The sequence below is a fragment of the Cutibacterium equinum genome, from assembly GCF_028021195.1.
GTDB classification, from domain to species: Bacteria; Actinomycetota; Actinomycetes; order Propionibacteriales; family Propionibacteriaceae; genus Cutibacterium; species Cutibacterium equinum.
Genome location: NZ_CP115668.1, coordinates 367223 through 379513, shown reverse-complemented (window position 1 = coordinate 379513; position 12291 = coordinate 367223). Strand labels below are relative to the sequence as shown.

At 63.6% G+C, this 12291-nt stretch carries 12 protein-coding genes and 1 pseudogene; 10 read left to right on the top strand and 3 right to left on the bottom strand.

Annotated elements, in window-relative coordinates:
• The first annotated feature begins 188 nt into the window (after nucleotides 1–188).
• A complete protein-coding gene (locus tag O6R08_RS01685) occupies nucleotides 189–1586 on the top strand; it encodes a DUF4032 domain-containing protein (protein ID WP_271418463.1) in 1398 nt (465 codons plus the stop codon).
• Nucleotides 1587–1596: 10 nt separating this feature from the next.
• Here O6R08_RS01685 and O6R08_RS01680 read toward each other — a convergent pair whose 3' ends face one another.
• Nucleotides 1597–1815: a hypothetical protein gene (locus tag O6R08_RS01680; protein ID WP_271418462.1), complete on the bottom strand. Its 219-nt coding sequence runs from the start codon at nucleotides 1813–1815 to the stop codon at nucleotides 1597–1599.
• Between the two features lie 47 nt (nucleotides 1816–1862).
• Between O6R08_RS01680 and cysS the strand changes: the two genes are divergently transcribed.
• From cysS to O6R08_RS01640, 8 genes are all read left to right on the top strand, one after another.
• Nucleotides 1863–3293, top strand: a complete 1431-nt coding sequence (cysS, locus tag O6R08_RS01675) for a cysteine--tRNA ligase (RefSeq protein ID WP_271418461.1) — start codon at nucleotides 1863–1865, stop codon at nucleotides 3291–3293.
• A 13-nt stretch (nucleotides 3294–3306) separates the two neighbouring features.
• Entirely contained in the window at nucleotides 3307–4269 is a 963-nt protein-coding gene (gene rlmB, locus O6R08_RS01670; protein ID WP_271418460.1) for a 23S rRNA (guanosine(2251)-2'-O)-methyltransferase RlmB, read from the top strand.
• Between the two features lie 88 nt (nucleotides 4270–4357).
• Nucleotides 4358–5833 (top strand): glycine hydroxymethyltransferase, encoded by a 1476-nt coding sequence (locus tag O6R08_RS01665; protein ID WP_271418459.1) that lies wholly within the window; start codon nucleotides 4358–4360, stop codon nucleotides 5831–5833.
• Nucleotides 5834–5990: 157 nt separating this feature from the next.
• Complete coding sequence (locus tag O6R08_RS01660) at nucleotides 5991–7430, top strand: amino acid permease (RefSeq protein ID WP_271418458.1); 1440 nt, start codon at nucleotides 5991–5993, stop codon at nucleotides 7428–7430.
• A complete protein-coding gene (locus O6R08_RS01655; protein ID WP_271419160.1) occupies nucleotides 7431–8426 on the top strand; it encodes an asparaginase in 996 nt (331 codons plus the stop codon). It begins immediately after the preceding gene.
• A 208-nt stretch (nucleotides 8427–8634) separates the two neighbouring features.
• A complete protein-coding gene (locus O6R08_RS01650) occupies nucleotides 8635–8928 on the top strand; it encodes a PTS sugar transporter subunit IIB (RefSeq protein WP_271418457.1) in 294 nt (97 codons plus the stop codon).
• Nucleotides 8929–8954: 26 nt separating this feature from the next.
• Nucleotides 8955–9431, top strand: coding sequence for a PTS sugar transporter subunit IIA (locus O6R08_RS01645; RefSeq protein WP_271418456.1), 477 nt, complete (start codon nucleotides 8955–8957; stop codon nucleotides 9429–9431).
• 73 nt (nucleotides 9432–9504) lie between these two features.
• Complete coding sequence (locus O6R08_RS01640) at nucleotides 9505–10254, top strand: phosphoglyceromutase (RefSeq protein ID WP_271418455.1); 750 nt, start codon at nucleotides 9505–9507, stop codon at nucleotides 10252–10254.
• 90 nt (nucleotides 10255–10344) lie between these two features.
• Here O6R08_RS01640 and O6R08_RS01635 read toward each other — a convergent pair.
• Nucleotides 10345–11177 (bottom strand): annotated as a pseudogene (locus O6R08_RS01635) (polysaccharide deacetylase family protein).
• 55 nt (nucleotides 11178–11232) lie between these two features.
• On the opposite strand from O6R08_RS01635, the gene O6R08_RS11370 reads away from it, so the two are divergent.
• A complete protein-coding gene (locus tag O6R08_RS11370) occupies nucleotides 11233–11442 on the top strand; it encodes a hypothetical protein (protein WP_408640143.1) in 210 nt (69 codons plus the stop codon).
• Between the two features lie 155 nt (nucleotides 11443–11597).
• Here O6R08_RS11370 and phoU read toward each other — a convergent pair whose 3' ends face one another.
• Complete coding sequence (gene phoU / locus O6R08_RS01630; protein ID WP_271418454.1) at nucleotides 11598–12266, bottom strand: phosphate signaling complex protein PhoU; 669 nt, start codon at nucleotides 12264–12266, stop codon at nucleotides 11598–11600.
• Between the last annotated feature and the right edge of the window lie 25 nt (nucleotides 12267–12291).

Below are 12291 nucleotides of genomic sequence, written 5' to 3'. Positions count from 1 at the left end.
AGATGTTCTGCGAGCCGAATCGTCACGACGAATCCGAAAATTGGGCGAAAAAACTTCCCGGCCGCCATCGACGGTTCCCTCGCCAGTGGTCACAAGCATGTCTGCCGCATGGTTCGCTGACGTGCTCGATGGCCTGCTGACTGCGCCCCAAGCCCATCAGCACGTCGCCAGGTGGCAAACTGTCTGCCGTGACACGTTTCCTCAGCGCGAAGCCCGACTCCCGCCTGCTTCCGTTGCCGTGGAGCACACCGCTGGACCAGTGGCCCCAGGACCTCCTGGTCGCGCTGCCCCGAGGCATCTCCCGTCACGTGGTGCGATTCATCACCGTTGGCGACGGTGTCTACGCCGCCAAGGAGGTCGTCGAGCACCTGGCGATCCACGAGTACCGATTACTGCACGACCTCACACGTCTCGACACCCCGTCCGTCGAACCCATTGGCGTCATCACTGACCGTTACTCCGCCGACGGGCAGCCCCTCGAACCGATCATCCTCACCCGACACCTGCGGTTCTCGCTGCCCTACCGGTCCCTCTTCCATTCCGGTGTGCGTCAGGAAACCGTCATGCGGCTGCTCGACGCCCTCGTCGTGCTGTTGGTCCGGCTGCACCTGGTGGGATTCCTCTGGGGCGACATCTCGCTGTCGAACGTGTTGTTCCGACGCGACGCCGAGGCCTTCGCGGCCTATCTGGTCGACGCCGAGACCGGTGAGCTTCATGACCATCTCACCACTGGCCAGCGGGAACACGATCTGCAGATCGCCCGCACCAACCTCTACGGCGAGTTCCTCGACCTGGAAGAAGGCGACATGCTCGACGACGCCCTTGATCCGCTGGGCCTGGTGACCACGATCGAGGACCGTTACCACGACCTGTGGGATGAACTCACCGCAGCCGAGGAGTTCGCTGGCGGTGACTATTCTCAGGTGGAGTCGAGGGTGCGTCGTCTCAATGCCCTCGGTTTCGACGTCGCCGAGTTGGACATTCAGACCTCCTCGGACGGACAGCGGCTGCGCATCCAGCCCAAGGTCGTCGACGCCGGGCACCACCAGCGGCGTCTACTGCGCCTCACTGGTCTGGACACCGAGGAATTTCAGGCACGACGCCTCCTCAACGACCTCGACACCTTCCGAGCCCGCAACGGCCTGCATGGAGTTGACGAGGCGGTGGCGGCCCACCGCTGGCTCACCGAGTGCTTCGAGCCCGTCGTCGAGCAGATTCCCCCGGAACTGTCGCGCAAACGCGAGCTCGCGCAGTTCTATCACGAGGTGCTCGACTATCGCTGGTATGAGTCCCAGCGCCAGCAACGCGAGGTCCCCCATATCGAGGCGGCCCAGGGATATGTTCGCGACATCCTCACCCAGCTTCCTGACGAGGCCATAAGCGCGGAGTCGATCGTGTCCGTCGACGGATCACAGCCCAGAAACGGTCACGAGCTGGTCAATGTGTACGACCCGTCCCTCGGATATGTCGAGGACGAGGAGGAGGATGCCCCCTACGACCCGTGGGAGGCCAATGCCGACGCCATTGACGTGGAATCGGCCTCTCGTCTGGATATTGACGCCCTGCGCGCTCGCATGAAGGGTTAGGACGTCCTCGTCACTGTGAGGATTTCGGCGGCATCGTCACCGTGAACGAGCCCCACTGGGTGGGAGCGGATGCTGCCGAGGGGCCAGCCTCGGGCTTCTCCTTGGGCTCCTCAGTGTCCTTGTCAGGACGCGATCCGGGGACGACCGGTTTGATGGATTCACCCATCGCGGCCTCCAGGGCCCGGGAGATGGGGCTCGACGACGGCTTGTGCTTGCGAATCTCGGCCATGCGGCCATGGTAGGCGATGTGTCGGGGTCCCCCGGTAGCCTTGAGGCGTGACGTTCAAGCTCTACAACACCGCTACCCACAGCGTCGAGACCTTCGAGCCCTTGCGTGAGGGTCAGGTGTCTATCTACCACTGTGGGATGACGGTGCAGTCCAGCCCACACCTGGGTCACATCCGCAAGGAGGTCGTCTTCGACGTGCTGCGGCGCTGGCTGGAGTTTTCCGGATACCAGGTGAGCGTCGTCGCCAACGTCACCGACATCGACGACAAGATCCTCGCCAAGTCCGCTGCTGCCGGGGTGCCGTGGTGGGCCCACGCCTACCGCTACGAGAACGAGTTGCACGCGGCATACAAAGCGCTGGGATGCCGTCCGCCCACCTACGAGCCGCGCGCGACCGGCCACATCCCGGAGATGATCGAGCTCATCGAGACCCTCATCGCCAAGGGCCACGCCTACCCCGCTCCTGACGGTTCTGGAGACGTCTACTTCGATGTCCAGTCCTGGCCCCGATACGGGGAGTTGTCCGGGATGCGCGTCGACGAGATGGCCCCAGCCGAGGACGCAGACCCGCGCGGCAAGCGTGACCCGCGCGACTTCGCCCTATGGAAGGGACGCAAGGAGGATGAGCCGGAGACGGCGTCCTGGCCCTCCCCCTGGGGGCGTGGTCGTCCCGGTTGGCACTTGGAGTGCTCGGCCATGTCCGGGAAGTACCTGGGTGATGCCTTCGACATTCATGGCGGCGGCATCGATCTGCGCTTCCCTCACCACGAGAACGAGTTGGCCCAGTCAGCAGCCGCTGGCCGTCCGTTTGCCCATTACTGGATGCACAACGCATGGGTGACGATGTCCGGGGAGAAGATGAGCAAGTCGCTGGGTAATACCGCCCAGGTGACCGAGGTCACGAAAACCTACAGCCCACGAGCCGTCAGGTACTTCCTGCTCGCCCCACATTACCGTTCCATGATCGAGTTCAGCCCCTCCGACGAACAGACCAAGGGATCCCTCGACGAGGCCACCAAGGCCATCGAGCGCATCGATTCCTTCCTGGAGCGCGCTGGTGAACTCGTCGGCGGCGAGGTCGCGGCGTCGCAGAATCTGCCGGAAGCCTTCGTCACAGCCATGGACGACGACTTGGGAACCCCGCAGGCAGTTGCCGCTCTCTTCAGCGAGATCACCGAGGGCAACAAGTCCATCTCGGCCCACGATGTTGACGCCACCCGTGAGCACATGGCCCGGGTGCGAGCCATGCTCGCGGTGTTCGGGCTCGATCCCCAGGCACCGGAATGGGCAGACGCCGCCGACAGCGACACGCGTCTCGAGCCGGTCGTTGACGGGCTGGTGCAGGCCATGCTCGATCAGCGTGCCGAGGCCCGTGCCCGCAAGGACTGGGCGACTGCTGACGCGATTCGCGACACCTTGACCAACCTCGGACTGACGATCGAGGACACCCCAACCGGCGCCCACTGGTCGCTGAGCTGACACGGAGACTGAGATGGCAGGAAACTCCCAGCGCCGCGGCGCAGGTCACAAGGGCAAGAGTTCGGCAGCCGGGTCCGGTGGCCGAGTCCGCAAAGGTCTCAAGGGACGTGGCCCCACCCCCAAGGCGGAGGATCGCACCTATCACAAGGCATACAAGGCCAAGCAGGAGAAGCTGGCCCGGGGCGGTAACCGCAAGCCCGCGGAAAAGGCGGCCAAGGGTGCCGGCCCGGAGTGGGTCATCGGCCGAAATCCGGTACTGGAGGCCCTGCACGCCGGTCTTCCGGTGCGCACCGCCTACGTCGCCGAGGGAGCCGAGCATGACTCTCGGCTGCGAGAGATCCTCTCCTTCGCCGCTGACCATGGCATCGCGCTGATGCAGGCCACCCGTGGCGAACTCGACCGTATGACGGGCGGGTCCAACCATCAGGGCGTGGCCCTGCGCCTTCCCGAGTACGAGTACGCCAGCGTCGACGACCTCATTGACGCCGGCACCCAGGCCTACCGCGGCGGACTCGTCGTCGCCTTGGACAAGGTCACCGACCCGCGGAATCTGGGAGCGATCATCCGCTCGGCAGCCGCTTTCGGCGCTCAGGGGGTGCTCATCCCGTCGCGTCGCTCGGCCTCGATGACGGCGGCGGCATGGAAGACATCCGCTGGTGCTGCTGCGCGAATCCCGGTGGCGATGGCGTCGAACCTCAACCAGGCCCTCGGCAAGTTCGCCGAGGCCGGATGGATGATCGTCGGTCTGGCTGGTGAGGCTGACTCCGACATCACCGCGGCTCCCGGTCTGGATGGTCCGCTGGTGCTCGTCGTCGGTTCTGAGGGAGAGGGCTTGGCCCGTCTCACCCGGCAATCCTGTGACGTGCTGGCCTCAATCCCCATCAGTAGCGACGTCGAGTCCCTCAACGCCTCAGTGGCCGCGTCGATCGCGCTGTATGAGGCGTCGAGGGTGCGCGGCAGTGCGTCGGAGGGCTGAGGACCGCCGTCCTCGTGGCCCCTGGCAACAAGGAGGTCCGAGGACGGGTAGATTCGTGCTCACCATCCCGTCATGACAGGAGCTATCCGTGAGTGAGCCCAGTGCCGTCGATCCCACAGCCCGCGACATCGCCGAGAAGGTGGCCCCGGCCTACCGCACCATGCTCGACGCGATCGCACAGGTTGAGCCCCGAATTGCGGAAGCCACCCGAGCCGAGCTGACCGACCAGCGTCATTCCCTCAAGCTCATCGCCTCGGAGAACTACGCATCCTTGCCAGTTCTGGCAACGATGGGTACGTGGTTCTCCGACAAGTACGCCGAGGGCACCGCCGGTCACCGGTTCTATGCCGGTTGCCAGAACGTCGACACCGTCGAGACGATCGCTGCCGAGCACGCCTGCGCCCTGTTCGGCGCCGAGCACGCTTATGTGCAGCCGCACTCCGGTATTGACGCCAACCTCACCGCCTACTGGACGATCCTCGCCCATCACGTCGAGACCCCGGCCCTCGAGGAGTTCGGAGCTCGCACCGTCAACGACCTCACCCAGGCCGATTGGGACACCCTGCGTCACCGCTTCAACGACCAGCGCGCCATCGGCATGAGCCTGGACACCGGCGGCCACCTCACCCACGGTTTCCGTCCGAACATCTCCGGCAAGATGTTCGACCAGCGCTCCTACGGCACTGACCCGCAGACTGGCCTGCTCGATTACGACAAGGTCGCCGAGCTGGCCCGCGAGTTCAAGCCTCTCGTCATCGTCGCCGGATACTCGGCCTACCCGCGCCGGGTGAACTTCGCGAAGATGCGCGAGATCGCCGACGAGGTCGGTGCCGTGCTCATGGTTGACATGGCTCACTTCGCTGGCCTGGTGGCTGGCAAGGTCTTCACCGGGGACGAGGACCCCATCCCCCACGCCCAGGTGGTGACGACGACGACCCACAAGTCCCTGCGTGGTCCGCGCGGCGGCATGGTCCTGACGACCAAGGAGTACGCCGACGACGTTGATCGTGGCTGCCCCATGGTCCTTGGTGGTCCGCTGTCCCACGTCATGGCCGCCAAGGCTGTGGCCCTGGCCGAGGCCCGCACCCAGGCTTTCCGCGACTACGCCCAGCGCGTCGCCGACAACTCCAAGGCTCTGGCCGAGGGACTCATGAAGCGTGGCGTCAAGCTCGTGACCGATGGCACCGACAACCACATCAACCTTCTCGACGTCACCACGAGTTTCGGGCTGACTGGCCGCCAGGCCGAGGCTGCTCTGCTGGATTCGGGAGTGGTGACCAACCGTAATTCCATCCCGGCCGACCCGAATGGGGCGTGGTACACCTCGGGCGTGCGTATCGGCACCCCGGCATTGACCTCGCGTGGATTCGGGGCCGATGAGTTCGATCGTGTCGCTGAACTCATCGTCACCGCCTTGCAGGCCACCACCCCGGTCACGGCTTCCACCGGCAAGCCGGGCAAGGCCAAGTACCAGATTGCCGACGGCGTGGCCCAGAAGGTCCATGATGCCGCTGACGAGTTGCTCGGAAAGTTCCCGCTCTACCCAGGGTTGGATTTGGCCTGAGGGTTGTGACGTCCACCCTCTGTAATTCTTGACAGAACCTCGAGCGCCACAGCAGGGCAGGCCACATCGATCTTGTGGCCTGCCTCGCAGTGTGACCCGGCCAGGGCGCTAGCATTCCCGTGCTGGGCTGGACGGCCCTGATACAAGGAGGTTTGCGATGCAGGAAGGTGATCGCGTCGATACGCCAACCAACACCACCACCGACAAGGGTGATGCTGGCTACGACAAGGCCCTGAAGAACAGGCACCTGCAGATGATCGCCATCGGAGGTTCCATCGGCACTGGACTGTTCCTGGGAACAGGTGGACGCCTGGCCCAGGGCGGTCCTGGACTGGCTCTCAGTTACGCGGTGTGCGGCATCTTCGCTTTCCTCATGGTTCGCGCCTTGGGAGAGATGGCCATTCGAAGGCCATCTTCGGGCGCTTTCGTGTCCTACGCCCGCGAATTCATGGGCGAGAGGGGCGCCTACGTCACCGGATGGTTCTTCTTCCTCGACTGGGCGGTCACCGTCATGGCGGATATCACGGCCGTGGCCTTGTACCTGCACTACTGGAGAGCATTCCAGCCTGTTCCACAGTGGGTCCTCGCCCTTATCGCGCTTGCTGCGGTGTTTACCCTGAACATGCTCAGCGTCAAGGTTTTCGGCGAGGCAGAGTTCTGGTTCGCAGCGATCAAGGTGGCGGCCATCGTTGCGTTCATGATCGCGGCCATCTGGGCCGTCGTCACCGGAGCGCCGGTAGGCCACGACACTGCGGGATTCCACAACATGTCCGCTCATGGCGGGTTCTTCCCCAAAGGCTTCATGCCGGTCGTTGCCCTGACCCTCGGCGTCATCTTTGCCTTCGGCGGCACAGAGATGGTTGGTGTCGCCGCTGGGGAGGCCAAGGACGCTGCCAAAATCTTGCCCAAGGCCATCAACTCGATGATCTTGCGAATATTCGTCTTCTACGTTGGGTCTGTTGTCCTCATGACCCTCGTTCTGCCCTACACCGCCTACTCAGACGGTGAGTCGCCGTTCGTGACCTTCTTCACAAGGATCGGCATTCCCCACGCCGGGGACGTCATTCAGATCATCGTGCTCACTGCGGCTCTGAGCTCACTCAATGCAGGCCTCTACTCCACCGGACGCACCTTGCGGTCCCTGGCGATGGCTGGCGAGGCTCCAAAGGTCGCCGCAAAGCTCAACCGACATCACGTTCCTGCTGGCGCGATCGTCATTACGACGTCGCTAGGCCTTCTTGGGGTGGCCCTCAACGCATTCCTACCCGGAAGCGCATTCGACATCGTCATCAACTTGGCCGGCATCGGTATCGCCGGAACCTGGTGCATGGTACTTCTCACCCATACCCGTTTCCTGCGTCAGGTCAAGAGAGGAGAAGTGACGCGACCCGAGTACCGCATGCCGGGGGCACCATATACGAATTACGTCTGTCTGGCCTTCCTCATCATCGTCGTCTTGTCGAATGTCGCGACGGAATCAGGCCGCTGGACTCTTCTCCTATTCGCCCTCGTGGCGATAGCGATGGTCGTAGGCTGGTATTGCGTGCGAGACAATGTTCTGTCTGACAACGCTGACAAGGACTCCCTAGCGGATTGAATCATGCGTACCCACATCCTCTACACCGGGGGAACCCTCGGCATGGTCCCCACTTCCGACGGACTGGCACCTGGGGCCGACCTGACTGGATGGCTCGATCAGCTGCTCTCAGGCACTGAACTGGCAGGCACATTTGAGACCCTGAGTTTCGAGCGCCTCATCGACTCCGCCAATGCCACCCCAGATGACTGGCGTCGGATCGTTGACGATCTGTGGGCGCACCGGGAGGAGGCCGACGCCTTCGTCGTCCTGCACGGAACCGACACCCTGGCCTACACCTCGGCCGCCCTGTCCTACGCCCTCACCAGTTTCGGCAAGCCTGTCGTCGTCACTGGCGCGCAGTACTCGCTCGGGGTCGTCGGAACCGACGCCGCCCCCAATGTCACTGGCTCCCTACGCGCTGTCACCAGCGGCCGTCTCGACGGCGTCGCGGTGTTCTTCGGCCACAAACTGCTGCGCGGGAACCGCGTCACCAAGCTGTCCTCGTGGGCCTACAACGGGTTCGACTCCCCCGCAGTGCCCCAGCTGGCTCGCACCGGTGCACCGTGGCAGTGGGTCGAGAACGCCTCCACTGGTTGCGGATGGATGGATCCGAAACCCTACCGACGTCATGACGTCCTCGTCGTCGACCTGTCCCCCGGCATCAGCGCCGCACGGCTGGGCGCTGTCCTTGACCCCTTGCCCGAGGCAGTCATCCTGCGGGCCTTCGGAGTCGGGAACATTCCCAACGATGAACCTGGCCTGGTCGACGTCATCCTCGACGTCATCAACGCCGGCACCCCCGTCGTCGTCGCCTCCCAATGCATGCAGGCCGATGTCCTGCTGGGCCGATACCAGTCCAGCCATGCCCTGACCGAGGGAGGAGCCATCAGCGCCCATGACATGACCCTCGAGGCGCTCTACGCCAAGCTCGTTTTCCTGCTCTCCCAGGGGCTGCACGGCGAGGAGTTGGGACGATGGATCGAGACCGACATCGCCGGGGAAATCAGTCTTTGAAGACATCACATTCCCATCCCGCACCACAGACGGGTGCACGTTCGTCGCAAAGTGGTGTGACTTTTCCCGCTGCCGCTGGCTGTGGCCCTCGACGTGGACGATCATGGATGCATCACAGGTGGTTATGGGGGGCACCGTGGCCCCTTCGTCGCCACATCCCAGACCGACTGACGAGGTGGGCTCGTCATCTACGCGAGGAGAAGTATCGATGGTCAACAAGAAGATTTTGGTCTGCTGCGGAACTGGCATCGCCACGTCCGTCCAGGTGGCCAACAAGCTCCAGCAGATGCTTCGTGATCGTGGGGTCTCCGCGACGATGAAGGAATGCAAGACTGCCGCCGTCGCTGACCAGGTGGAATCCTTCCAACCCGACGCCATCGTCGTCACCACCGCTGTCAGCCTCCCCGGCTCACAGATCACGATCTATCGGGGCACCCCGCTGCTGACCGGCGTGGGCGCCGACGAGCTCGCCGATCAGATCGCTGACGACCTCAAGGCGTGAGACTTCCCTCTCCGTCCCGACATCCCATGCAAGCGCCCCGTCTCATCGTGGCCGACGTGACGGCCACCACCCGGGATGACCTCTTCACCCAGGTCAATGACCGTCTCCTCTCTGACGCCATGGTGAAGCCCAGCTTCCTCGCGGCCGCCCGCGCCCGGGAAGAGACGTTCCCCACCGGGCTGGACTTCAGTTACGTGTCCATCGCCATTCCCCATGTCGATCCCGAGCACGTCATCTCGCCAGCCGTGTTGGTCTGCCGCAACAGCGAAACGACAGTTTTTCATGCCATGGACGATCCCGAGCGCAGCCTCGACGTCCGCCTCAGCATCTGGCCTCTGGTCACCGATCCCGCCAACCAGGTCGAGATGCTCAGCGCAGTCATCTCCCTCGTCCAGGACGAGTCGTCCTATCAGGCCTTGCTTCACGGCGCCCCGGAAGAGGTCGCTCACAGGGTCTCAGATGTTCTGCCGACGGGGCGGATTGACGGCGCTGCACAGGAGTGATGTCCGCACTGATTCCGTGACCAGGGCACAGGCCCCCTGACAGCTCGTCACCTAAGCCCACTATGGTGGAAGCATGACTGCAAAGCTCATCCTGCTCCGCCACGGCGAGAGCGAGTGGAACTCCAAGAACCTCTTCACCGGTTGGGTGGACGTCGATCTCAATGAGAAGGGCGAGGGCGAGGCCCGCCACGCCGCTGACCTGCTCAAGGAGGAGAACCTCCTCCCCGACGTCGTTCACACCTCCCTGCTGCGTCGCGCCATCCACACCGCCTACCTGGCTCTGGACGGCTGCGATCGTCACTGGATCCCGGTGCGTCGCTCCTGGCGCCTCAACGAGCGTCACTACGGCGCCCTGCAGGGTCTGAACAAGGCCGAGACCAAGGAGAAGTACGGCAACGAACAGTTCATGGCGTGGCGTCGTTCCTACGACGTGCCGCCGCCAGACCTCGAGCACGACGGCGAGTTCAGCCAGTTCAACGATCCGCGCTACGCCGACATCCCGGAGTCTGAGCGTCCGGTCGCCGAGTGCCTCAAGGACGTCGTGGCCCGCATGGTTCCGTACTTCACGTCTGACATCGCCGCTGACCTCAAGGCCGGCAAGACGGTGCTGGTGGCTGCGCACGGCAACTCGCTGCGCGCCCTCGTCAAGCACCTCGACGAGATCAGCGACGAGGACATCGCCGGGCTCAACATCCCGACCGGTATCCCGCTGCTCTACGAGCTGGATGACGACCTCAAGCCCGTCACCAAGGGTGGCCGTTACCTCGACCCGGAGGCCGCTGCCGCCGGCGCCAAGGCCGTCGCCAACCAGGGAAACAAGTGAGTTCGTGACGGCTGCTTCAGCCTGAAACCACGAGAAGAGGCGTCCCGGAGATCATCTCCGGGACGCCTCTGTGTCGTCAGACGGGTTGGGTCAGGCGATGACTCCGAACTCGTAGCCCTCGCTCTTGAGCCACGTGAGGATTGACGGCATGGCCTCAGCTGTCATCTGCTTGCCGAAGGTGTCATGGTTGAGAATGACGACGACATTCGGATCACCAGACTGCTTGATGGTCTTCTTGACCATTTCCAGTAACCGTCGACGGTCTCGGGACGCTCGACGTCCGCATCGCCGCTCATGGCGTTCCAGTCGATCCACGCCGCACCACGCTTGGCCAGGGCTTCGTCTGCCGGGGACAACTTCTTCCACGACATATGACCGCCCGGGTAGCGGAAGGCCGAGGAGTAATAGTTCGATCCCAGGATCGCCCGCGACTGGGCGGTGGCCCAATCCCAGTCACAGCCAACGTGCTTGGCGTCGGCAACACCGTCGGGATAGAGGTACTTGTAGTCGTGCGAGTAGGAATGCACGGCCAGCGCGTTGCCCATCTTGAGAGAACGGCTGAGCATGGCCTTGTCCACGTCACGCAGCTGGGGCGCGATCATGAAGAACGTGGCGCGGGCTCCAGCCTTCTCGAGGTTGTCAAGCTGCTCACCGGTGAACTTGGTCGTCGGGCCATCGTCGAAGGTGACGAAGACGATCTTCTTGTCCTTGGGCTGGGTGGAAGGCTTCGTCAACCACTCGTTCACCACTGAAGCCGGGTAGGCGTACTTGTCGGAAGACGGGCCATGGTTCGTTCCGGGCTTCAGTCCGTCAATGTCCTCGACGACGTTACCTGGGGCCTCGAAGGACGAGTAATCCGACGGCGGCTCTTCACACTCCGGCTTCGTCACAGCGGCACCGACACCATACTTACCGGCGGGCACCGGGCCACTTGGCATGTCCGCCGGAGCACCCGCATTGCTGGGGCTGCTAGCACTGCTGGAGCCATTCGAGACGCTCGGAGTGGCTCCAGGAGTCTTGGACACGGGGGCCTTCGATGCGGCCTGGGAGGAATTGGAAGGCGACGCCACCGGGGAACTGGCAAGTTCCGGATCAGTCTTGGCGCACCCGGCGATGGCCATGGAAACGGTCGTGACGGCAACGACAGCACCAGCTATCGTTGTTCTACGGAAGGCAAAAGCCATGTGACGAGACCTCGCTGACAACTACCAGCCGTCTACCACGGCAGGTTGGGCATCTTGATTGTACGTAGCCCAAGGTATCTCACATGGGCGACACGACAACCCCCGTGTCGCCGCACGACAGCGACGATTTGGGGGTTGCGGTGCGATCAATCGATGCAATCAGTAAACGGTCGGCCAGTCCTCGCCGGCCGGGGCCACTCCCGTGACGATGTAGATGACGCGAGAACCGACGGCAACAGCATGGTCGGCGATGCGCTCGTAGTAACGACCGAGCAGGGCCGTGTCAACAGCGCTCTCGACACCGTAGGTCCAGTCGTCGCTCAGCAGCAGACGGAACTGATCACGTCGCAGCTCATCGATCTTGGAATCCTCCGAAGCCAGACGCTGGGCAGCCTCCGCGTCACGATCAGCGAGGGTCTTCTCAGACGTGGCGATCATGGAGTCGGCGATCTTCGACATCTCGACGAACTCATCGGCAACGACCGGCGGCACAGCGACCTCGGGGAAGCGCAGACGGGCAATCTTGGCGACGTGGGCAGCGAGGTCACCCATACGAGCCAGCTCGTAACACATCCTCAGCACTGCGACAACAGTGCGCAGCTCGCCGGCAACCGGGGCCTGACGGGCGAGCAGGTCAAAGCAACGACGCTCGATCTCCTCGTTCAGGGCGTCAACCTTGGAATCATCGGAGATGACGCGCTCGGCGGTGTTCAGATCCGCACCGATGAGAGCCGCAGTGGCGTCCTTGACGGCAGCCCGAACCAACTCGGCCATCGCCAGAATCCTACCGCTGGTGGCATTGAGCTCGTCGTGGTAGCTCTCACGCATGCCGTGTCCTTCCGTAGTGGTGTCT

Excerpts from the sequence above, each read along its gene's own strand:
- phoU (WP_271418454.1), bottom strand. The coding sequence starts at position 12,266 with ATGCGTGAGAGCTACCACGACGAGCTCAATGCCACCAGCGGTAGGATT.
- O6R08_RS01650 (WP_271418457.1), top strand. The coding sequence starts at position 8,635 with ATGGTCAACAAGAAGATTTTGGTCTGCTGCGGAACTGGCATCGCCACG.
- O6R08_RS01680 (WP_271418462.1), bottom strand. The coding sequence starts at position 1,815 with ATGGCCGAGATTCGCAAGCACAAGCCGTCGTCGAGCCCCATCTCCCGG.
- O6R08_RS01645 (WP_271418456.1), top strand. The coding sequence starts at position 8,955 with ATGCAAGCGCCCCGTCTCATCGTGGCCGACGTGACGGCCACCACCCGG.
- O6R08_RS01640 (WP_271418455.1), top strand. The coding sequence starts at position 9,505 with ATGACTGCAAAGCTCATCCTGCTCCGCCACGGCGAGAGCGAGTGGAAC.
- O6R08_RS01660 (WP_271418458.1), top strand. The coding sequence starts at position 5,991 with ATGCAGGAAGGTGATCGCGTCGATACGCCAACCAACACCACCACCGAC.
- rlmB (WP_271418460.1), top strand. The coding sequence starts at position 3,307 with ATGGCAGGAAACTCCCAGCGCCGCGGCGCAGGTCACAAGGGCAAGAGT.